Source organism: Kribbella sp. DT2 (genome assembly GCF_049844575.1).
Taxonomy (GTDB): domain Bacteria; phylum Actinomycetota; class Actinomycetes; order Propionibacteriales; family Kribbellaceae; genus Kribbella.
This window is the reverse complement of sequence record NZ_JBNCLH010000005.1, coordinates 309706-331089: the sequence shown is the minus strand read 5'-3', so window position 1 is coordinate 331089 and position 21384 is coordinate 309706. Positions and strand designations below refer to the sequence as shown.

Here is a 21384-nt window from a genome sequence, read left to right as displayed (position 1 = left end):
GAGCACCCTGCGCGGCCGGATCGAGGCTCAGCTGAACAGGTCCGAGTCCGGACCGAAGTCGGCCTCGTCGACGACGCGGCGGACCTCGACCTCGTCGTCCAGCGCCTCGGCCAGGCGGGCCGCCCACTCGATCGCCTCGTCCTTGCTGCGGACCTCGACGACGATGATGCCGCCGATCAGCTCCTTGGTCTCGGCGAACGGCCCGTCGGTGACGGTGCGCTTGCCGCCGCTCACCTTCACCCGGGCGCCCAGCGCGCTGCGGTGCACGCCCTCGGCAACGAGCAGGACACCGGCCTTGGACAGGTCGTCGACCAGCGCGCCGACGTTCGCGGCGACCTCGTCGCTCACCATCCGCCCGGCCTCGCTCGCCTCGTCGGCCTTGTTGATGATCATGTAACGCATCTGCTGCCCACTCCCTCGGTCGTCGGTCGATCACTTACTCTCACGTCGACCGGGTCACCGGCAGATCGACACACCTGCCGGAAAGGATTTCCGGGGACGCCGACCCGACCCGGTGTCGACCATCGTCGGGCGCCGGGTGCCCGCTGAGGTCGGCGCCCGCCGTACCGGCTTGCTCTGACCCCGCGCGTGCTGTTCTATCGGTCGGGTGACGGTGACGGACACGCACGGGGCGATCGACGCGGTCTGGCGGATCGAGTCGGCCAGGATCGTGGCCGGGGTCGCGCGGATCGTGCGCGACGTCGGGCTGGCCGAGGAGCTGGCGCAGGACGCGCTGGTGGCGGCGCTCGAGCAGTGGCCGGAGTCCGGCGTACCGAGGAATCCCGGCGCCTGGCTGATGGCGATCGCCAAGCGCCGCGCGATCGACCTGATCCGGCGCAAGGAGACCTACCAGCGCAAGCTCGCCGAGCTGGGTCACGAGCTGGAGATCGACGGCGAGTCGGTCGAGGACGACGTCGAGGCGATTCTCGAGGACACCATCGAGGACGACCTGCTGCGGCTGGTGTTCACCGCGTGCCACCCGGTGATCACCACCGACGCGCGGGTCAGCCTGACGCTGCGGCTGCTCGGTGGGCTGAAGACCGACGAGATCGCCCGCGCGTTCCTCGCGCCGGAGGCGACGATCGCGCAGCGGATCGTGCGCGCGAAGAAGAACCTCGCGAAGGCCGAGGTCGGCTTCGAGGTGCCGACCGGCGACGAACTGCTGGACCGGCTCGCGTCCGTGCTCGAGGTCGTCTACCTGATCTACAACGAGGGCTACTCGGCGACCGCCGGTGACGACTGGATGCGCCCGACGCTCTGCAACGAGGCGATCCGGCTCGGCCGGCTGCTCGCCGAGCTGATGCCGCAGGAGCGCGAGGTGCACGGCCTGCTCGCCCTGATGGAGCTGCAGTCGTCCCGCGCGAAGGCGCGGGTCGGCCCGACGGGTGAGCCGGTGCTGCTGCTCGACCAGGACCGCCGCCGCTGGGACCGGCTGCTGATCCGCCGCGGGCTGGAGAGCATCGACCGCGCCTGGGCGCTGGAGGGCGCGCCCGGCCCGTACCTGCTGCAGGCCGCGATCGCCGCCTGTCACGCCCGGGCGGCCGAGGCCGAGGACACCGACTGGGCGCGGATCGCGGGCCTGTACGCCGTACTGGCGCAGCTCGTGCCGTCGCCGGTCGTCGAGCTGAACCGGGCGGTCGCGATCTCGATGGCGTTCGGGCCGGAGAACGGGCTGATCGCGGTGGACGCGCTGCTCGACGAGCCGGCGCTGAAGGACTACCACCTGCTGCCGAGCGTGCGGGGCGACCTGTTGTTCAAGCTCGGGCGGCTGGAGGAGGCGCGGGCCGAGTTCGAGCGGGCCGCGTCGTTGACCCGGAACGGGCGCGAACGGGCGCTGCTGCTGGACCGGGCCGCCGCCTGCTGAAACTTTCTCCGACGTCGTGTCGATCCCGGGCCGAGGTGTTCGACGCAGTGGTGTGAGGCCGGGATCGCGGCCCCCGACGCTAGGAGAACAGCTCATGGACAAGGTCACCTCGGCCGACGGTACGTCGATCGCCTACGACCGGCTCGGCACGGGACCCGCGGTGGTCCTGGTCTGCGGAGGCTCGGTCGACCGGATGTCGAACGCACCGCTGGCCGCACTGCTCGCGGAGAACTTCGCCGTCTACAACTACGACCGCCGCGGCCGGGGCGACTCCGGCGACGCTGCCGAGTACGCCGTCGAGCGCGAGTTCGAGGACCTCGACGCGATCTTCGCGGCGGCGGGCGGATCGGCGTCCCTCTACGGTACGTCGTCAGGCGCGGCGCTGGCGTTGCTCGCGACGGCGTCCGGACGGCCGGCCTCGCGGCTGGCGCTGTGGGAGCCGCCGTACATCCTGGACGGCGGCCGGCCGCGGCCGCCGGCGAACACGGCCGACATCTTCCGGGACTTCGTCGCGGCCGGCCGGCGGGACAAGGCGGCGGAGCACTTCATGGCCGAGGTCGTCGGGCTGCCGCCGGAGTTCGTCGAGATGGCGAAGGCGTCGCCGTGGTGGCCGGCGCAGGAAGCGATCGCGCACACCCTCGCGTACGACGCGACGGTGATGGGGGACTACTCGCTGCCGGTCGATGCGCTGGGCAAGGTCAGTGTGCCGACACGGGTGCTGACCGGCGGTGCTTCGTGGCAGTGGATGGTCGACGGCAACGAGGCCGCGGCCGCGCGGCTGGCGGACGGCAGTCACCGTACGCTCGACGGCCAGGAGCACAACGTGGACCCGGGCGCGATGGCCCGCGCGCTGAAGGAGTTCTTCGGATGAAGTTCCGGACAGTCCTGATCGGGACGACCAAGGTCGGTCTCGAGGTCCCGGTGGAAGTGGTCGAGTCGTTCGGCGCGGGCAAGAAGCCCGCGGTCCGGGTGACGATCGGCGGTCACACCTACCGGAGCACGGTCGCGGTGATGGGCGGGGTCTACCTGGTCGGCGTCAGCGCCGAGAACCGGGCGGCCGCCGGAGTCCAGGGTGGCGACGAGGTCGAGGTCGACCTGGAGCTCGACACCGAGCCCCGGGAGGTCGCCGTACCGGCGGACTTCGCCGAAGCGCTCGCGGCCGATCCCAAGGCGAAGGCCTTCTACGAGACGCTGTCGTACAGCCAGCGCCGCTGGTTCGTGCTCGGCATCGAAGAGGCCAAGAAGCCCGAGACCAGGGCCAACCGCATCACCAAGGCCGTCGAACGCCTGGCGTCAGGTCGCGGTCAGCGGTGAAGCACCTGCGGTGCGTCCGGAGGAGGCTGGGACCTCTTCCGGACGCTGCAGGACGGATCAACCGACGGTGATCAGGCCACCGGCGTTGGTGCGGGCGGCGTCGAAGCGGGCCTGGGCGTCGGCCCAGTTCACCACGTTCCACCACGCCTTGACGTAGTCCGGCTTGACGTTCTTGTACTGCAGGTAGAAGGCGTGCTCCCACATGTCCAGCATCACCAGCGGGATCTGGCCGGCCGGCAGGTTGCCCTGCTGGTCGTACAGCTGGTGGATCAGCAGCTGACCCTGCAGCGCGTCCCAGCCGAGGATGGCCCAGCCGGACCCCTGGATGGTCGTCGCCGCCGCGGTGAAGTGCGCCTGGAACGCGTCGAACGAGCCGAACGACTCGTCGATCGCGGCCGCCAGCTCACCGTCGGGCTTGTCGCCACCCTCCGGGGACAGGTTCTTCCAGAAGATCGAGTGGTTGACGTGCCCGCCCAGGTTGAAGGCGAGGGTCTTCTCCAGCCCGACGATCGAGCCGAAGTCGCCGCTCTCGCGGGCCGCGGCCAGCTTCTCGAGGGTGTCGTTCAGACCCTTCACGTAGGTGGCGTGGTGCTTGGAGTGGTGCAGCTCCATGATCTCGCCGGCGATGTGCGGCGCCAGTGCGCCGTAGTCGTAGGAAAGGTCGGGAAGCGTGTACGTGGTCAACTCTGCTCCTTCGTCAGGGCCCGCGGGGGCCGGTCGTCTCCGATGTCCTGTCTCAGCAACACCAGCTTGAAACTTCAACCACGGTTGAGGTCAAGTCACCACGCGGGGCGACGTGATTCCTGACCTGTTCCCGGTCCGTCGCCGTTCACACGGGACGCGCCGGTCGCCTCCAGCTTCACATACTCCGGCCACGCACCCACGCCGGAGGTCTCCCAGTCTCATCACAGCGCTCCGCGTCAGAGCCGGTGCCTCTCAAAGACCCTCACCGGCTAGCAGGTCAGCTGATCGTGTCGAGCACCAACTTCCCTCGCGTCCGGCCCGACGCCATCCGCCGGTGGGCCTCGGCTGCCTCCGTGAGCGGGAAGACCTGCTCGACCTCCACCCGTACGTCGCCCGCCTCGACCAGCCTCGCGATCTCCCCGAGCGCATGCCCGTCCGGCTCGACCAGGAACCCGGTCGCATGCACCCCAGCGGCACGAGCCTTGGCGAGCAGCTCCGCCGACGTCCCCGACGGCACCGCGACCAGCTGCCCGCCCGGCTTCAGTACGGCGAGCGCCTGCGTGGACGTCGTCTCGCTCCCGATCAGGTCGACCACCACGTCGATCTCCGCGACAGCGTCCTCGACCGCGGTGCTGTGGTAGTCGATCACCTCGTCCGCGCCCAGCCCGCGCAGCCACTCGTGCTTGCCCGCGCTCGCCGTACCGACGACGTACGCCCCGAGCTGCTTCGCGAACTGCACCGCGAGGTGCCCGACGCCGCCCGCGGCCGCGGTGATCAGCACCCGCTGCCCCGGCTTCACGTGAGCGGCCGCGGTCAGGATCTCCCACGCCGTCAGCCCGGCCAGCGGGAGCGCCGCCGCCTCGGCGTGCGACACGTTGGCCGGCTTCCGGGCGAACTGCCGCGACGGCGCGGTGACGTACTCGGAGTACGCCGAGGCCGCCCGCGGGAACCACGGCATCCCGAACACCTCGTCCCCGACCGCGAGCGTGTGCACCCCGCCGCCGACCTGCTCGACGACACCGGACACGTCCCACCCGAGCACGAAGGGCGGCTTGCCGAGCACGCCGGCCATGCCGCTGCCCTCGCGGGTCTTGAAGTCGACCGGGTTCACCCCCGCCGCGTGCACCCGTACGAGTACCTCGGTCGGCAACGGCTCCGGCCGCTCCAACTCGACAAGCCGCAGCACCTCCGGCCCACCGAACTCGTCCTGGCTGATCGCTCTCATCCCGTTCCTTCCAACGGCCTGCTCTGACGCTGTGAAGCTATCGTTCGGACCGTACTTTCCCGCAAGGACTGCTACTATCCATTGGGAAGTACTACCGTGAGGAGTCGGCATGACCGCCACTTGTGTCACTGGCCAGCACGACAAGCACGACGTGTACGCCGCCCAGTGCCCGTGCCGCGACGTGCTCGATCTGCTCGCGAACAAATGGGCCGCGCTCGCCATCGGCGCGCTCGAGTCCGGCCCGCTGCGCTTCGGCGAGCTCCAGCGGCGCCTCGAAGGCATCAGCCCCAAGGTCCTCACCCAGACGCTGCGGCGTCTGGAGGAAGCCGGCTTCCTGCACCGCGAGATCTTCCCCGCCGTACCGCTGCACGTGGAGTACTCGCTCACGGACCTGGGGCGCAGCGTGTCCGTGCCGCTGTCCTCGCTGCGGACGTGGGTCGAGTCCCACCTGCACGAGATCACCTGAGCCGCCACAGCGAGGTCACCTCCAGCGCCCGAGCCGCCGCGAGCGAGTCGCCCCGGTCCGCACTCGGTTCTTCCCGCGCTGCCTGCGCTCGCGGGTGCGTCGGTACGGCGTCAGACCGGCCGGCAATCTTCAGCCCCGACCGCTCGAACAGCTCCAGCAACTCTCCTCTCGACCGCAGCCCGAGGTGCTCGGCCAGGTCCGACAGGATCAGCCAGACCTCACCGCCGGGCTCCAGATGGTCCCGCGCCCCGGCCAGGAACCGGCTCAGCATCCGGCTGTCCTCGTCGTAGACCGCGTGATCGAGCGCGCTGATCGCCCGCGCTGGAATCCAAGGCGGGTTGCAGACGATCAGCTCGGCCCGCCCCGGCGGGAACAGGTCCGCGCACACGACGTCGACCGCCGGCCCGAGCCGCGCCAGGTTGTCCCGGGCGCAAGCGACCGCGCGCAGATTGTTGTCGGCCGCCGTCACGGCAAGCCCGCGCCGGGCCAGCACGGCCGCCAGCACCCCGGTGCCCGTCCCGACGTCGAACGCTGTCCTGCCGTTCAGCGGGGCATCGGCCACCAGTTCGACGTACTCGGAGCGCGTCGGCGCGAACACTCCGTAGTGCGGATGGATCCGGGCGTCCAAGGCCGGAACGTACACACCGCGCCGACGGAGCTGGTGAGCGCCGATCACACCCAGGAGTTCCTGCAGGGCAACCAGCCGATCGGTGGTTGGTTCGCCGTACGCCTCCAGGCAAGCCGGTCGGACGTCGGGAGCTCGCCGGGCTCCGATCGAGTCAGTGGAATCGAGGGACACGAGGACGGCGTTGACCGCCTGGGCCTGGCGGGCACGCTGGCGGCGGTAGGTGCCGAAGTCGGTCCCACCCGGTCTGAGTCGCCGCTTGATCGCGGCGACCACCTGCCTGCCGTTGTGCCAGTCGCCCTGCCAGAGCAGGCGGGAGCCCTGCTCGATCGCCCGGAGTGCCCGCGACGCCGACCACGCGTCGTCGATGACGAGAAGTGTGTTCATCAGCCGTTCCTGCTGCGAAGAAGTTGACCAGAGGGCAGCGCGGCTCACCCGACGGCCGAGTGGCGCCGGGGAGCGGAAACGGCTGGATCAGTGAACGACGGGCGCGTGCACGGGTCTGGTCACGCCCGTCACGCTAGGCCACCTCGGCGTCGGTCGTCGACACCATTTGGAGCCGCTGAGTGGTCGTGCGGTGACGCGTGGCGCGAGCAAGCGGTGGGGGCTAATAGACTTCGCAGGTCGATCCCGGTGGTGAGCCCGGCCACCAGGGTCTTGAGATCCCCATACCGAACCCGAGGTTGTTGTCGTGCTCACCATGCAGGACGCGCTGCTCGCGCTGACGAAGTACTGGACCGACCGGGGCTGCATGGTGGTGCAGCCGTTCAACACCGAGGTGGGTGCCGGCACGCTGAACCCGGCCACCATCCTGCGGGTGCTGGGTCCTGAGCCGTGGCGGGTCGCGTACGTCGAGCCGAGCGTGCGCCCCGACGACAGCCGCTACGGCGAGAACCCGAACCGGCTGCAGACACACACCCAGTTCCAGGTCGTGCTCAAGCCGGACCCGGGCAACCCGCAGGAACTGTTCCTGGCCAGCCTGGAAGTGCTCGGCATCGACATCCACGCCCACGACGTGCGCTTCGTCGAGGACAACTGGGCCAACCCGGCGACCGGTTCGTGGGGTCTGGGCTGGGAGGTCTGGCTGGACGGGCTGGAGATCACCCAGTTCACCTACTTCCAGCAGGCCGGCGGCATGACGCTCGACCCGGTGTCGGTGGAGATCACCTACGGCATCGAGCGGATCATGATGGCGCTGCAGGGCGTCTCGCACTTCAAGGACATCGCCTACGCGCCGGGCATCTCGTACGGCGAGGCGTTCGGCCAGGCCGAGTACGAGATGAGCCGGTACTACCTCGACGACGCCGACGTGGAGTCGCAGAAGCGGCTCTTCGAGGAGTACGCCAACGAGGCCCGGCGGATGCTGGACGCTCGCCTGCCGGTCCCGGCGCACGTCAACGTGCTGCGCTGCTCGCACACCTTCAACGTGCTCGACTCCCGCGGCGCGGTCAGCACGACCGAACGTGCGAAGGCGTTCGGCCGGATGCGCACGCTGGCCCGTGAGGTCGCGCAGCTGTGGGCCGAGCGGCGCACCGAGCTGGAGTACCCGCTGGGCAAGGCCGAGCTGCCCGCCGCGGCGCCGGAGCCGACCGAGTTCCCGAAGGTCAGCGGGACCCGTCAGCTGCTGTTCGAGATCGGTACCGAGGAGATGCCGCCGTCGGAGGTCGCCAAGACCGCCGAGTCGGTGCGCAAGGCCCTCACCGAGAAGCTGGCCGCGACGCGGCTCGGCCACGGCAAGGTGACGACGTACGCGACTCCGCGCCGGGTGGTGGCCTTCGTCACCGAGGTGCAGGCGTTCGAGCCGGACGCCGAGAAGGTTGCCCGCGGCCCGAAGAAGGCCGCCGCGTTCGATGCTGAGGGCAACATCACGAAGGCGGCCGCCGGGTTCGCCCGCGGCCAGGGTGTGGACCCGTCCGAGCTGCACGAGCTCGAGGTCGGCGGGGTCGTCCACGTCGCGGTGACCAAGCCCGACCCGGGGCGCGGTGCCGCCGAGGTGCTGAGCGGCGTACTGAGCGAGATCGTCACCGGGCTGCGCTCGGACAAGAACATGCGCTGGAACGACGCGAAGCTGTCCTTCACCCGGCCGGTGCGCTGGCTGGTCGCGCTGCTCGGCGACCAGGTCGTCCCGGTCGCCGCGTCGACGCTGACCGCCGGCCGGATCACGCGCGTGCACCGGACGGCGGCGCAACCGACCGTGGAGATCGCGGCCGCCGAGGGGTACCTCGACCTGCTCCGGATCCACGGCATCGAGGCCGACCCGGCCCGTCGCCGCGAGCAGATCGTCGCCGCGGCGCAGGAGCTGGCGGCAACGGTCGGCGGCAAGGTCGACGTCGAGGGCGAGTCCGCGCTGATCGACCAGATCGTCAACCTGGTCGAGGAGCCGACCCCGATCCTGGGCGGCTTCGAGCCGGCGTACCTGGACCTGCCGGGCGAGATCCTGACCACGGTGATGCGCAAGCACCAGCGCTACCTGCCGATCCTTGATGCCGACGGCAAGCTTCTTCCGCATTTCGTTGCCGTGGCCAACGGTTCGGTCAAGCCGGACCTCGTGCGCGGTGGAAACGAAGGCGTGCTGCGGGCCCGGTACGAGGACGCCAGCTTCTTCTGGCGGGCCGACCTGCAGACCACGCCGGAGACGATGAAGGGCGAGCTGGACAAGCTGGCCTTCGAGCAGAAGCTCGGCTCGATGGCCCAGCGGGCCGGCCGGATCGGGCGGATCGCGCAGTCGCTCGCGTCCGTCGTCGAGCTGGGTGGCGACGAGCTGACCACGCTGAACCGGGCGGCCGAGCTGGCGAAGTTCGACCTCGGGTCGCAGATGGTGGTCGAGCTGACCAGCCTGGCCGGGACGATGGCGCGCGAGTACGCGCGGCGTGCCGGTGAGACCGAGGCGGTCGCGCAGGCCCTGTTCGACATGGAGCTGCCGCGGTCGGCCGGTGACCCGCTGCCCTCGACGACACCGGGTGCGCTGCTCGCGCTCGCCGACCGGTTCGACCTGCTGGCCGGGCTGTTCGCGATCGGCGCGAAGCCGACCGGTAGCTCGGACCCGTTCGCCCTGCGGCGGGCCGCGGCCGGCGTGGTCGCGATCCTGCGTGAGCACCCGGAGCTGCGCGCGATCACCCTGCCGGTGGGTCTGGCGGCGGCCGCCGCGCAGATCGGTGCCCAGGGCATCGACGTACCGGCGGAGTCGCTGGCCGAGGTCTCCGAGTTCTCCGTACGCCGGTACGAGCAGCAGCTGATCGACCGCGGCGACGACCACCTCCAGGTCGCCGCCGTCCTCCCGCTCGCCGAGGCGCCGGCCACCGCCGACGAAACCCTCGCCGAGCTCCAGCGCCAGGTCGACACCGACGGCTTCGCCGACCTCGTCGCCGTACTCCAGCGCGTCCGGCGGATCGTCCCGGCCGACACCAACCCGTCGTACGACGCCGGCAAGCTGACGGAGCCCGCCGAGGTAGTCCTGCACGAGGCCGTCCAGAAGGTCACCCCCGCGCCGACAACCCTCGCCGAGTTCGTCCCGGCGGCGTCGGTGCTGGTCGAGCCCATCACCACGTTCTTCGAGGAAATCCTGGTGATGGCCGAGGACCCTGAGGTCAAGGCAGCCCGCCTGGGTCTCCTGGCCACCATCCGCGACCTGGCAGCCCCCATCCTCGACTGGCAGGCCCTGGGCACCAGCCTGACCTGACAAGCAGCCACCAACGAATGGGGTGTCCAGCCAAACGGCCGGACACCCCGTTCGCGTGGGAAGGACATTGCGGCGCAGGACGTTGTGTGCGGTCGTCAGTCGCCGTTGGTCGGCGGAGTCACCTTCGTACGGGCAGGGACGAACGCCGTACGGAGTACCTTCGCGTCGCCGCGGAACTCGCCCGCGGCGACGGCCTGTTCGATGCTGATCGCTCCAGCGGCCAGAGCGACGATCACGTCGGGAGCGGCTGTGAGTACTGACGCCGGATCCTGATCGGGCACGAAGGCGCTCGGACCGTCCTCGTCGACCCTCAGGATCATGAGGAAGCCGTCCGTCTCGATGCCGAGCTCGACGGGAGGAGAGGCGGTCGCGCCTTGGAGGAGGGCCGGCAGCGCAAGGGTCAGCCAGCGCGGCTGAAAGGCGTCGTCGCCCTGGCCGGTCGCCAGCAGCGGTGCGCCCCACCGGCCGAGCGCTTCCATCGGCTCGCGCAACCCCGTGCCCCAGGGCGTGAGGGCGTAGACGACGCCCGCGTCCTCGAGGCGACGCTCGACGATCCCGTTCGCCTCCATGGTCTTCAGCCGCGTGGCCAGGAGGTTCGTGGCGATGCCCTCGAGCGAGGTCTTCAGCTCTGTGTAGCGCATCGGACCCGGCAGCAGCTCGCGCACGATGAGCAACGTCCACCGGTCGCCGACGACGTCCAGAGAGCGCGCGAGGGCGCAGTACTGGCCGTAGGAACGCGAGCCCTTCACCTGATTGACTTTCTCCATCACGGTTGATTTTATCAAGTACCCGGAGCCCGTGTCGAGCAGAGGAGATCCGTGGAGCTGAGCATCAGTTGGCCGGCCGTCGTCGCCGCGATCGTGGTCGGAATGGCGGTGGCCTGGGTCTGGTACAGCGACTGGGGGCTGGCCGGCGGCGTCTGGCGGAAGCTGACCGGGGTGACCAAGGAAGACTCCGTGAGGGCCGGTAAGGGTCCGTTCGTGGTCCTGGTGGCGTCGATCGTCGTCACCGCACTCGCGCTCGCGGCCGCCAGCTCCGTCGCGTCCGGCTTCTCCGGCACCGACTCCTTCTGGATCGCCCTGGCGGTCGGACTCGTGGCGTGGCTCGGCTTCTCGCTGTCGACCCTGGCGCAGCACAACGGCTTCGAGCAGAAGCCTGGCCGCCTCACCGTGATCAACAGCGCCTATCAGCTTGTGCTGTTCTTAGGTATGGCGATCCCGATCGGCTTGCTGCAGTAGCAGCGAGCGGTGGGGCGGGCGGCGATTGCTTTGGCTGAGGGGTTGGGGCAGACGGCGACGGTGTTCCCCGGGGACCACGGGGGATTGGGGAGTGCGGCGGAGGGGGTTGCGGTGGTGCTGGACGAGGTGCTCAGAGAGGGAGCGTGAGCAGCGGCGCGAGGCGGTCGGCGATCAGGCGGTAGCCGTCGGGGCCGGGGTGGAGGTCGTCGGCGTACAGGGCCTTGGCCTCCTCGGGGGTCAGCACGGTGCGGCCGTCGATGAGCTGCAGGTCGGGGTCGGCCAGCGAGCGGGCGCCGAGCTCGACGCAGGCGCGGATGTCGTCGAGGGTCAGGCCGACCTCGTTGGGTTTGCCCTCGAGCTTCGGCGCGACGATCGGGGTGATCAGCACGATCGGCGTGTGCGGGTGGCCGTCGCGGACGGTGTGCAGGAACGACTCGACCTGGCCGGGCAGGGTGCGGCCGCTGAACGTGGCGCCGCCGTAGATGTTGATGCCGAGGCAGAGGGAGATCAGGCGCGCGGGGGTGTCGCGGATCGTGCGGGCCGCGACCGGGTCGAGGTGGCACTCGCCGGCGAAACCCATCGCGGTCAGGTCCCAGCCGTGCCGGCGGGCGACGAGGGCCGGCCAGGTCTCGGACGGGCCGTACGCGCCGGTGCACTGGGTGATCGAGCTGCCGTACGTGATCCAGCGCGGGCCGGTCGGCGGTGAGGGGACTGCTTCGCCGGTGAAGTCGACAGCCCGTACGGCGATCGCGCCGGCTTGGGGGAGCCAGATGGTCAGGTCGAGGTCGGTTCCAGGGAGGTCGATGAGCAGCTGCTGCTCGCCGATCGCCACCTCGCAGCGTTGGTGGAGCTCGCCGTCGACGAGGACGTCGACCGGGGCGATGGTCGTGTAGATGTCGAGGGCGGCTCGGAGCTCCAGGCGTACTTGGGTCGCCGAGGTGCGCCAAGAGGCCCGTACGCCGGCCGGAGTCGCGGCTCGGGACCAGAGGCGGTCGCCCGGACGGTCGGGACGGCCGTGCCAGTCGTGCAGGCCGGGTGCTTGGCCTCGGGGGTCGAGGCGCCAGAAGGTCGACCAGCCGTCGGCGTCGACTTCACGAAACCGGTAGCCGGTCCAGAGGGCATCAGACATGGCTGTCTTCCGGGGTGGTGAGGTGGGTGGCGGCTCGGGCGCCGAGGCTGGCGTTGACGTGGGCGAGCATGACGGTCGCTGCGGTTTCGGTGTCGCGGGCGGCGATGGCTTCGACGAGGGCCAGGTGGTCGGCGCGGGTGCGCTCCAGGTCTTCCTCGGAGCGGCCGTTCTCCAGCGCCAGGCGCCGGTACCGATCGGCCTTGTCCCACAGGCCGTCGAGGGACTGGATGAGCAGCTGGTTGTGCGACGCTTGGTAGATCGCGGCGTGGAATCGCCGGTGCGTGTCCAGCTCGTACGTCGCCGGGTCGCTCCGGAGCGGCAGCAGCTCGGCGGCGGTCGCGCGGATGGCCTCCAGCTCATCTCGCGTACGGCGTTCGGCCGCGAGACCGGCGGCGAGCGGGTCGAGTGAGCGCCGGATCTCCAGCAGGTCGCGGGCCTCCTCCGCGGTGAGCGCGGTGACGCGGGCGTCGCGGTGGGCGTCCAGCTCGACCAGCCCGTCGCTCATCAACCGGCGCAGCGCCTCGCGCAGCGGCGTCGTACTGATGCCGAGGTCGCGGGCCAGTGGGCCCTGCTGGATCACCGCGCCGGCGATCAGTTCGCCGCTCAGGATCCGCGCGCGGACCAGCCCGTACGCCGCCTCCGCCTTGGTCGGGCGGTTCCCGTTCTGCTCGTCCATCGCACCTCCCTCCAGCCGGGCTCAAACTTATCGCAAGCCGGTTCTGTTAGCTCGTTATAACGCACATTGGGAGCAAAGCCGCCGATTTCAACGCATGAGATCACGCAGTGATGATCTTGACGTCGCAGGTTATAACGTCGCACAGTAGTGGCGACCACCCCGGAGAGGACCCCGCGTGAACCCAACGACCCGCAGCTACCGGCTCGGCATCCTGCTCGGCGACGGCATCGGCCCCGAGATCATCCCGGCCGCGGTCGAGGTGATGGATGCGGCCGTCGCCGCCGCCGGCGCGGCCCCGATCGAGTGGGTCCCGCTGCCGCTGGGCGCCGCGGCGATCGCGACGCACGGCAGCGCGCTTCCGCCCGCGACGCTGGAGACCCTCGGCGAGCTCGACGGCTGGCTGCTCGGTCCGCACGACAGCGCGGCGTACCCGGAACCGCATCGCCGCCGACTGAATCCGAGCGGCGCGATCCGCAAGCACTTCGACCTGTACGCGAACATCCGGCCCGCGCGGTCCTTCGACGACCGCGGGACGGACCTGGTCGTCGTACGGGAGAACACCGAGGGTTTCTACGCCGACCGCAACACGTTCGCCGGCACGGGGGAGTACATGCCGACCAAGGACGTCGCGATCGCGATGGGTGTCTTCACCCGGCCCGCGATCGAGCGGATCGCGCGGGAGGCGTTCGAGCTCGCCATGCGCCGGCGGCGGCACCTGACCGTGGTCCACAAGGCGAACGTGCTGCGGCTCTCCACGGGGATGTTCCTGGGGGTCTGCCGGGAGCTCGCGGCGGAGTATCCCGAGGTCGAGGTCGACGACTTCCACATCGACGCGATGACGGTCCACCTCGTACGCCGGGCCGCCGACTTCGACGTGGTCGTCACCGAGAACATGTTCGGCGACATCCTGTCGGACCTCGCGGGCGAGCTCGCCGGGTCGCTCGGGATCGCTCCGTCGATCAACGCGTCGGCCGAACGCGCGATGGCGCAGGCGGCGCATGGTTCGGCTCCGGACATCGCGGGGATGGACCTCGCCAACCCCACCGCGATGATCGCCTCCGGCGGAATGCTGCTGGCCTGGCTGGGCCGCCGCGTGGACGACCCGGCGGCGACCAGAGCCGCCCAATTGGTCGACGACGCACTGTTCAGCACGATCAGGTCGGGAGTCTGCACACCGGACCTCGGCGGAGACACTGGTACGGCGGAGTTCGGTACTGCGGTGGCCAAAGCGGTTGCCTCAGAATGATTGCCCACGACTACCAAGCTCTTCGGCGGGCTGCTCCCGATCATCTTCCGCGGACGTTGCGGATCCTGCTGGAGAACGCGTTGCGGCGGGGGACGGCCAGTGAGGTGCTGGCCAGTTGGGTGCCGGGGGTGACGGGGGAGATCGAGGTCTACCCGTCGCGGGTGTTTCTGCATGACACCAACGGGGTGCCGGTGCTTGCTGATCTGGCGGCGATGCGGGACGCGATGGTGGAGCTCGGGGGTGATCCGGCGCGGGTGGAGCCGTTGGTGCCGGCTGAGTTGGTGGTTGATCACTCGGTGATCGCGGACGTGTTCGGGCGGGCGGATGCGTTGGAGCGGAACGTCGAGCTGGAGTACCGGCGGAACGGGGAGCGGTACCAGTTCCTGCGGTGGGGGCAGGAGGCGTTCGAGCGGTTGAAGGTGGTGCCGCCGGGGGCGGGGATCATGCATCAGGTCAACCTGGAGAAGCTTGCCCGGGTGGTCGAGGTGCGGGACGGGATGGCGTTTCCGGACTTTTGTCTGGGGACCGACTCGCACACGACGATGGTGAACGGGCTCGGCGTACTGGGCTGGGGGATCGGCGGGATCGAGGCCGAGGCGGCGCTGCTCGGGCAGTCGGTCTCGATGATGATTCCGAAGGTGGTCGGGGTTCGGCTGGTCGGTGCGCTGCCGGCCGGGTCGACGGCGACGGATCTGGTGCTGACGATCACCGAACGGCTGCGGGCGCACGGGGTGGTCGGGAAGTTGGTGGAGTTCTACGGGCCGGCGCTGGATGACCTGCCGGTGCCGGATCGGGCGACGATCGCCAACATGAGCCCGGAGTTCGGGTCGACGGTGGCATGGTTCCCGATCGACGAGCAGACGCTGGACTACCTGCGCTTCACCGGCCGGGAGCACGTGGACCTGGTGGAGAACTACGCGAAGGAACAGGGTCTCTGGCACGGCACCGAAGAACTCTGGTACGACGAGGAGCTGACCGTCGACCTGGGTGAGGTGGTCGCCTCGATCGCGGGGCCGAACCGGCCGAACCAGCGGATCCCGTTGACGGAGGTTGCCGACGGCAAATCGTCTGCAGATGGACTTGGTGAAGACGCTGTGGTGATCGCGGCGATCACCTCCTGCACGAACACCTCCAACCCCAGCGTGATGGTTGCCGCCGGGTTGCTGGCCAAGAAGGCTGTCGAGCTCGGCCTCGCGACCAAGCCCTGGGTGAAGACGACGCTCTCGCCCGGGTCCCGGGTGGTGATGGACTACTACGCCGCCGCTGGGCTCACGCCGTACCTGGAGAAGCTGGGGTTTCACCTGGCCGGCTTCGGGTGCATGACGTGCATCGGGGCGTCGGGTGGGTTGGCGGACGGGGTGGCTGAGGAAGTCCGGGCCAAGAACCTTTCGGTGGCGGCCGTGCTGTCCGGCAACAGGAACTTCGAGAGCCGGATCCAGCCCGACGTCCGGCAGAACTACCTGGCGTCGCCGCCGCTGGTCGTCGCGTACGCGCTGGCGGGGCGGCTCGGGATCGATCTCACGACCGAGCCGATTGCCAACGGCATCTACCTCAGGGATCTCTGGCCGACCCGGGCCGAGATCGACGAGGTGATCCAGAGTGCGCTCGAGCCGGAGATGTTCACCGCGGCGTACGCCGACGTGTTCGCCGGTGACGCGCGATGGAGGAGCCTCGAGGTCGTGAGCGGCAGGACCTACGCCTGGCAGGACGACTCGACGTACCTGCGGCGGCCGCCGTACTTGGAGGTCAAGGCGCCGACCGGCCTGAAGAACGCACGGGCGCTGGTCAGGCTGGGGGACTCGGTGACCACCGACCACCTTTCGCCGGCCGGAGCGATCCCGCCGGACAGCGTGGCAGGCCGCTATCTCCGCGAGCTGGGGGTGAAGGAGCTGAACACCTACGCCTCCCGCCGCGGCAACCACCTGGTGATGATGCGGGGCGCGTTCGCCAACCTCCGGCTCAAGAACCAGTTGGTGGACAGGGAAGGTGGATTCACCACCAAGGACGGCGAACTGCTGCCGGTGTACGACGCCGCCGCGGCGTACGCAGCAGAAGCGACGCCAGTGGTTGTTGTCGCGGGCAAGGACTACGGGACCGGGTCGTCGCGGGACTGGGCGGCCAAGGGGCCGGCGCTGCTCGGCGTACGGGCGGTGCTCGCGCAGTCGTTCGAGCGGATCCACCGGTCCAACCTCGTCGGCATGGGCATCCTCCCGCTGGAGTTCCTCCCCGGCGAGGGCGACGACCTGACCGGCGAGCACCCGATCGACATCACCCTCGGGGACGACGGGTTCGCGACCGTCGAGTCCGGCGGACGCACCTATCGCCTGCGGATCCGCCTGGACACCCCGCGGGAGTCCGAGTACTACCAGCACGGCGGCGTCCTGCCCTACGTGCTGCAGCGCCTGAAGGCAGGAGAGCTCTGAGATGATCCGTTCCGTCAACCCGGCCACCGGTGAGCAACTGGCAACGTTCGATCCCGACTCCGACGCGTCGGTCGACGAGCGCCTGACCACTGCCACAGAAGCGCAGGCAGTCTGGCGCCAGACTCCGGTCGGCGAACGCACCGAACTGCTCCGCCGGATCGCGAGATCCCTGCGCGACAAGTCCGAAGACCTCGCCCTGCTCATCTCCCAGGAGATGGGCAAACCGCTGACCGAGGCCCGCGCCGAGATCGAGAAGTGCGCGATCACCTGCGAGTACTACGCAACGAACGCGATCGGCTTCCTGGCCGACCAGCCCGTCCGCAGCAACGCCGGCCAGAGCCGGATCGTCTACGACCCGCTCGGCGTCGTGCTCGCGGTGATGCCGTGGAACTACCCGTTCTGGCAGTTCTTCCGGTTCGCCGCCCCAGCCCTTGCCGCAGGCAACGGAATCGTGCTCAAGCACGCGAACTCTGTTCCGCAGTCCGCGCTCGCGATCGCCGCCGTGCTCCATGCAGCCGGTACGCCGGAAGGCCTGGTCCAGGTCCTGCTCGTGGAGACCAAGAAGGTCGCCGAGCTGATCGCCGACGACCGGATCGCGGCCGTCACCTTCACCGGGTCGACCGAGGTCGGCACGATCATCGCGTCCCAGGCCGGCGCTGCGCTGAAGAAGCAGGTGCTCGAGCTGGGCGGTTCCGATCCGTACGTCGTACTGGCGGACGCCGATGTGCAGGCCGCTGCCGAGACCGCGGTGAAGGCGCGGTTCATCAACGTCGGGCAGAGCTGCGTGAACGCGAAGCGGTTCATCGTCGAGGAGGCGGTCGCGGACGAGTTCGTCGACGCCTTCTGCGCGGCGACCGACCGGCTGGTCGTCGGCGATCCGCTCGACGCCAGGACGACCATCGGCCCGCTGGCCCGCGCGGACCTGCGGGTCACGCTGCACGAGCAGACCCGCCGTTCGGTCGAGGCCGGGGCGAAGCTCCTGCGGGGCGGTGGGCCGGTCGATCGGCCGGGCTACTACTACCAGCCGACCGTGCTCGACCACGTCGTACCGGGGATGGCCGCGTTCGACGAGGAGACGTTCGGCCCGCTCGCGGCGATCACGCGTGCGGCGAACGCCGACGAAGCGATCCGGCTGGCGAACCAGACCGAGTTCGGACTCGGCGCCGCGCTCTGGACGAGTGATCCGGACAAGGCCGAGCAGTACAGCCGCCGGCTCGACGCGGGGGCGGTCTTCGTCAACGGAATGGTTGTCTCCGACCCCCGACTGCCGTTCGGCGGGATCAAACGGTCCGGCTACGGACGTGAGCTCGGCCCGCACGGGATGCGCGAGTTCATGAACACGAAGACCGTCTGGGTCGGCCCGGCCAGTACGCCGGAGTCGGAGTGCCTTGTCATCAGGCCAGGCCAAACAGAGATTTTCGACCGCGGCAACGGCGTCGTCACCACGCCGTACGTCGGAAGCTGGAACGCCACGCACAACGGTGTCACCACCGGCACGACCACCTTCAAGGCCGGCACGCAGATCCCGCTGCACTCGCACAACGTGGAGGAGTCGGTGCTGATCCTGCGCGGCAGCGCGGTCGCGGTGATCGGCGGCGAGCGGGTCGAGCTGAAGGCCGGCGACGCGACCTGGGTGCCGGCCGGCGTCCCGCATCACTTCCTCAACGTCGGCGACGACGAGATGACCATCTACTGGGTGTACGGCGGCCGCGCGGTGACCCGGACGCTGACGGAGACCGGCATCACGGTCGCCCACCTGTCGGACGGCGATCGCGGCGCGGTCACGACCCGTTGACAGGTGATGTAACGATCACTACCGTCAGGCCAAGATTCGTAACGAACATACCGGGAGTAGCTTCCGTGACCCAGTTGCCGACCATCGACCTCACCGCCGCCGACCCCCGCGAGCGCGGTCTCCAGTACGGCGAGGCCGCCCGCGCCCAGATCGAGCGCTCGCTGGCCTTCTACTCCGAGTCGGTGGCCCGCAAGACCGGGCTGCCCTGGGCCGAGGTGGTCGCCCGGGCGCCGCAGTGGGTGCCGCTGATCGAGGGCTTCGCGCCCGACCTGCTGGCCGAGATCCGCGGCATCGCGCTCGGCGCGAACCGCAGCGTCGAGGAGATCCTCACGCTCAACGTCCGCGGCGAGCTGCTCCGCGGCGACGTGCTGTCGACCAATGACGAGGCCAGCGACGGGGCCAACGACGAGGACGACGGCTGTACGTCGTTCGCGCTGCTGCCGGGCGCCAACCCGCTCGGTCACGTGTACGCCGGCCAGAACTGGGACCTGTACTCCGGCGTTGCCGACACGGTCGTCGTCCTGCGTATCACGCAGCCCGGCAAGCCGACGATCATCGGTCACGTCGAGGCCGGCCAGGTCGCGCGGCACGGCGCGAACTCGGCCGGGATCGCCCTGAACGCCAACGGCCTCGGCGCCGGTTTCGGCCCCGGCGCGGGGATCCCGGGCACGGTCGTTCGTCGTACGGTGCTGGAGTGCTGGGACTTCCACGACGCGCTGCAGGTGATCTTCGACGCGCAGCAGAGCCTGTCGAGCAACCTGCTGCTCACCCACCGGGACGGCTTCGCGATCGACATCGAGACGACCCCCGGCCGCAACGGCTGGATGTACCCGACCGACGGGTTGCTCGTGCACGGCAACCACTTCCAGTCGTTCATCCCCGAGCAGGTCAGCGGCAGCTACAAACCGTTCTCGGTCGACTCGCTCTACCGGTTGCCCCGGGTCGAGGAGGGCCTGGCGCCGCTCCGCACCGAGGGGACCAGCGAGGAGGCGGTCGCGCGCATCGTCCAGTCCGCGATGAGCGACCACTTCGGCCATCCGAACGCCGTCTGCCAGCACTCCGACCCGCGCCGCCACGAGCTCGACCGCAACGAGACCATCGTGTCCAGCCTGGTCGACCTGACCACGGGTGTGTACCAGCTCACCCCGGGCCTGCCTTGCAGCAACAGCTACCAGCAGGTGCCCTGGAACCTGTACGACGGCCCGGGGCCCGAGGACCGGCCGGACGTCCCGGCGCCGACCGCCGTACTCGCCGGTCGCGGCTGAGCACCTTCCAGGCCGAGCACCTCCAGGTCGAGCACCTCCAGGTCGAGCACCTCCAGGCTGAGCACCTCCGAACAGGGAGACCTTGAATGACTGAAGCACCGACCCCCGCCGAGATCGCGGCCCGGTCCGAGCAGGCCGCGCCCAAGCTCCGCCGGCACCTGCCGGTCACGCCGCTGGTGCGCTACGAGGCGTTCAGCGAGGAGCTCGGCGCGGAGGTGCTGGTCAAGTGCGAGCACCAGCAGCGCACCGGCTCGTTCAAGGCGCGTGGCTCGATGGCGAAGATCCTCACGCTCACCGACGAGCAGCGTGAGCGCGGCGTGGTGACGGCGTCGACCGGCAACCACGGGCTCGGGGTCGGCAACGCGCTGGCGACGCTCGGCGGTCGCGGCATCGTCTACCTGCCGGAGAACGCGGCGGCCGGCAAGGTCGCCGCGCTGCGCCGGTTCGGGCTGGAGCTGCGCGCCGAGGGGTTCGACTCCGGCGTGCTGGAGCCGAAGGCACGGGCGTACGCCGCCGAGCACGATCTCGTCTACGTCTCGCCGTACAACGACCCCGACACGATCGCCGGGCAGGGCACGGCCGGGGTGGAGATCCTCGAGCAGCTGGCCGGTCAGCCGCTGGACGCGGTGGTCGTCGCGGTCGGCGGCGGTGGGCTGGTCAGCGGGATCGCGTCGGTACTGAAGAAGCACCGGCCGGGGATCCAGGTGATCGGTGCGTCGCCGGTGCGCGAAGCGCCGATGGCGGCCTCGGTCGTCGCCGGGGAGATCGTCCAGGTCGAGCCGCAGGAGAGCCTGTCCGACGGGACGGCCGGCAGCGTCGAGCCGGGCAGCATCACGTTCGCGCTGTGCCGTGAGCTGGTCGACGACTGGGTGCTGGTCAGCGAGGACGCGATCGCCGCCGCGCTGCGGATGGTGATCGACACCGAGCACCAGCTGATCGAAGGGTCTGCCGCGATGGCGTTCGCCGCGGCGCGCGCCCGGCGTACCGAGCTGGAAGGCAAGCGGGTCGCGATCGTGTCCTGCGGCGGCAACATCTCGGCGAGCACGCTTGTCGCTGCCCTGTCTTGATGCCGACCTACACCTCGCTGCTCAACGGGTACTCGCTGTCGTCCGACCAGGGCAGTCCGGCGTTCTGCTCGATCGTGCTGGTCGAGAGCGAAGGGCGGCGCCTCGTGTTCGACTTCGGGCACGTCGGCCGACGGCGGGCGTTGCGCAGGGTCCTGGCCGAGCGCGACCTCGAGCCCGCCGACATCGACACCGTCGTGCTGTCGCACGGGCACTGGGACCACATCCAGAACGTCGACCTGTTCCACCGGAGCCGGGTGCTGGTGCATCCCGCCGAGCTGACGTTCCTGGCGAACCCGGCCGGACCGCACACCCCGAGCTGGACGAGCTCGGTGCTGGCCGGGCTGAAGGTCACCGAGACCGCCGAGGGTGAGGAAGTCCTGCCCGGCGTGCACGTGATCGAGCTGCCCGGGCACACGCCCGGATCGATCGGGCTCACCGTCGCGACCGACGAGGGGACCGTCGTGCTGACCGGCGACGCCGTACCGACGCTGAAGGTGCTGCGGTCCGGTCAGGCGTCCGGGCAGCCGACCGACCCGGAGCAGGCGAACGCGTCGATCGCGCGGGTCGCCGGTCTGGCGGACTTCGTCCAGCCGGGACACGATCAGTTGCTCCGGCGGACCGCCGACGGAGCCTTCGAGACAGCGCGGGCACGGACGCCGTTGGTGTTCAGCGGCGTGAAGGAGTGAGC

Annotated in this window: 19 protein-coding genes; 12 read left to right on the top strand and 7 right to left on the bottom strand. The window is 70.0% G+C overall.

Going from position 1 to position 21384, the window contains the following annotated elements; genetic code table 11:
- Positions 1–27 precede the first annotated feature (27 nt).
- A complete protein-coding gene (locus ACLQ2O_RS23100; protein ID WP_425834687.1) occupies positions 28–402 on the bottom strand; it encodes a YciI family protein in 375 nt (124 codons plus the stop codon).
- A gap of 205 nt (positions 403–607) precedes the next feature.
- Between ACLQ2O_RS23100 and ACLQ2O_RS23095 the strand changes: the two genes are divergently transcribed.
- The 3 genes from ACLQ2O_RS23095 (at position 608) to ACLQ2O_RS23085 (ending at position 3178) form a co-directional block, all read left to right on the top strand.
- Positions 608–1864 carry an RNA polymerase sigma factor gene (locus ACLQ2O_RS23095; RefSeq protein WP_425834685.1) on the top strand — a complete coding sequence of 419 codons (1257 nt, stop codon included), beginning with the start codon at positions 608–610 and terminating at the stop codon, positions 1862–1864.
- Positions 1865–1958: 94 nt separating this feature from the next.
- Complete coding sequence (locus ACLQ2O_RS23090; RefSeq protein WP_425834683.1) at positions 1959–2735, top strand: alpha/beta fold hydrolase; 777 nt, start codon at positions 1959–1961, stop codon at positions 2733–2735.
- Positions 2732–3178 (top strand): YdeI/OmpD-associated family protein, encoded by a 447-nt coding sequence (locus tag ACLQ2O_RS23085; protein ID WP_425834681.1) that lies wholly within the window; start codon positions 2732–2734, stop codon positions 3176–3178. Before ACLQ2O_RS23090 ends, ACLQ2O_RS23085 begins: the two co-directional genes overlap by 4 nt.
- A gap of 57 nt (positions 3179–3235) precedes the next feature.
- Here the strand turns inward: ACLQ2O_RS23085 and ACLQ2O_RS23080 are convergent, their stop codons facing one another.
- Complete coding sequence (locus ACLQ2O_RS23080) at positions 3236–3862, bottom strand: superoxide dismutase (protein ID WP_344180851.1); 627 nt, start codon at positions 3860–3862, stop codon at positions 3236–3238.
- 277 nt (positions 3863–4139) lie between these two features.
- Complete coding sequence (locus ACLQ2O_RS23075; RefSeq protein ID WP_425834678.1) at positions 4140–5087, bottom strand: NADP-dependent oxidoreductase; 948 nt, start codon at positions 5085–5087, stop codon at positions 4140–4142.
- 109 nt (positions 5088–5196) lie between these two features.
- On the opposite strand from ACLQ2O_RS23075, the gene ACLQ2O_RS23070 reads away from it, so the two are divergent.
- On the top strand, positions 5197–5553 hold the full coding sequence (locus tag ACLQ2O_RS23070; RefSeq protein ID WP_425834676.1) for a winged helix-turn-helix transcriptional regulator: 357 nt from the start codon (positions 5197–5199) through the stop codon (positions 5551–5553).
- Here the strand turns inward: ACLQ2O_RS23070 and ACLQ2O_RS23065 are convergent.
- The gene (locus tag ACLQ2O_RS23065) at positions 5546–6565 is read right to left on the bottom strand and encodes a methyltransferase (RefSeq protein ID WP_425834674.1); all 1020 of its coding nucleotides are present in this window, start codon (positions 6563–6565) and stop codon (positions 5546–5548) included. The genes ACLQ2O_RS23070 and ACLQ2O_RS23065 overlap by 8 nt on opposite strands.
- Positions 6566–6878: 313 nt before the next feature.
- Between ACLQ2O_RS23065 and ACLQ2O_RS23060 the strand changes: the two genes are divergently transcribed.
- Complete coding sequence (locus ACLQ2O_RS23060; RefSeq protein WP_425835270.1) at positions 6879–9857, top strand: glycine--tRNA ligase; 2979 nt, start codon at positions 6879–6881, stop codon at positions 9855–9857.
- A 95-nt stretch (positions 9858–9952) separates the two neighbouring features.
- On the opposite strand, the gene ACLQ2O_RS23055 is transcribed toward ACLQ2O_RS23060, so the two are convergent.
- Entirely contained in the window at positions 9953–10624 is a 672-nt protein-coding gene (locus ACLQ2O_RS23055; protein WP_425834672.1) for a winged helix-turn-helix transcriptional regulator, read from the bottom strand.
- Between the two features lie 51 nt (positions 10625–10675).
- Here ACLQ2O_RS23055 and ACLQ2O_RS23050 point away from each other — a divergent pair, with 51 nt between their 5' ends.
- On the top strand, positions 10676–11095 hold the full coding sequence (locus ACLQ2O_RS23050; protein ID WP_425834670.1) for a DUF1761 domain-containing protein: 420 nt from the start codon (positions 10676–10678) through the stop codon (positions 11093–11095).
- A 130-nt stretch (positions 11096–11225) separates the two neighbouring features.
- Here the strand turns inward: ACLQ2O_RS23050 and ACLQ2O_RS23045 are convergent, their stop codons facing one another.
- Complete coding sequence (locus ACLQ2O_RS23045) at positions 11226–12224, bottom strand: GDSL-type esterase/lipase family protein (RefSeq protein ID WP_425834668.1); 999 nt, start codon at positions 12222–12224, stop codon at positions 11226–11228.
- The gene (locus ACLQ2O_RS23040) at positions 12217–12900 is read right to left on the bottom strand and encodes a GntR family transcriptional regulator (RefSeq protein ID WP_425834666.1); all 684 of its coding nucleotides are present in this window, start codon (positions 12898–12900) and stop codon (positions 12217–12219) included. Before ACLQ2O_RS23040 ends, ACLQ2O_RS23045 begins: the two co-directional genes overlap by 8 nt.
- A gap of 175 nt (positions 12901–13075) precedes the next feature.
- Here ACLQ2O_RS23040 and ACLQ2O_RS23035 point away from each other — a divergent pair, with 175 nt between their 5' ends.
- The 6 genes from ACLQ2O_RS23035 to ACLQ2O_RS23010 all read left to right on the top strand — a co-directional run bounded on the left by ACLQ2O_RS23035 (position 13076) and on the right by ACLQ2O_RS23010 (position 21382).
- On the top strand, positions 13076–14146 hold the full coding sequence (locus ACLQ2O_RS23035) for an isocitrate/isopropylmalate dehydrogenase family protein (protein WP_425834664.1): 1071 nt from the start codon (positions 13076–13078) through the stop codon (positions 14144–14146).
- Positions 14143–16569, top strand: coding sequence for an aconitate hydratase AcnA (acnA, locus tag ACLQ2O_RS23030; protein WP_425834662.1), 2427 nt, complete (start codon positions 14143–14145; stop codon positions 16567–16569). Before ACLQ2O_RS23035 ends, acnA begins: the two co-directional genes overlap by 4 nt.
- A gap of 1 nt (position 16570) precedes the next feature.
- Complete coding sequence (locus ACLQ2O_RS23025) at positions 16571–18364, top strand: aldehyde dehydrogenase family protein (protein WP_425834660.1); 1794 nt, start codon at positions 16571–16573, stop codon at positions 18362–18364.
- A 65-nt stretch (positions 18365–18429) separates the two neighbouring features.
- Entirely contained in the window at positions 18430–19629 is a 1200-nt protein-coding gene (locus ACLQ2O_RS23020; RefSeq protein ID WP_425834658.1) for a C45 family autoproteolytic acyltransferase/hydolase, read from the top strand.
- A gap of 86 nt (positions 19630–19715) precedes the next feature.
- Complete coding sequence (locus ACLQ2O_RS23015; RefSeq protein ID WP_425834656.1) at positions 19716–20696, top strand: threonine/serine dehydratase; 981 nt, start codon at positions 19716–19718, stop codon at positions 20694–20696.
- On the top strand, positions 20696–21382 hold the full coding sequence (locus ACLQ2O_RS23010; RefSeq protein WP_425834654.1) for an MBL fold metallo-hydrolase: 687 nt from the start codon (positions 20696–20698) through the stop codon (positions 21380–21382). Before ACLQ2O_RS23015 ends, ACLQ2O_RS23010 begins: the two co-directional genes overlap by 1 nt.
- The last annotated feature ends 2 nt before the right edge of the window (positions 21383–21384 follow it).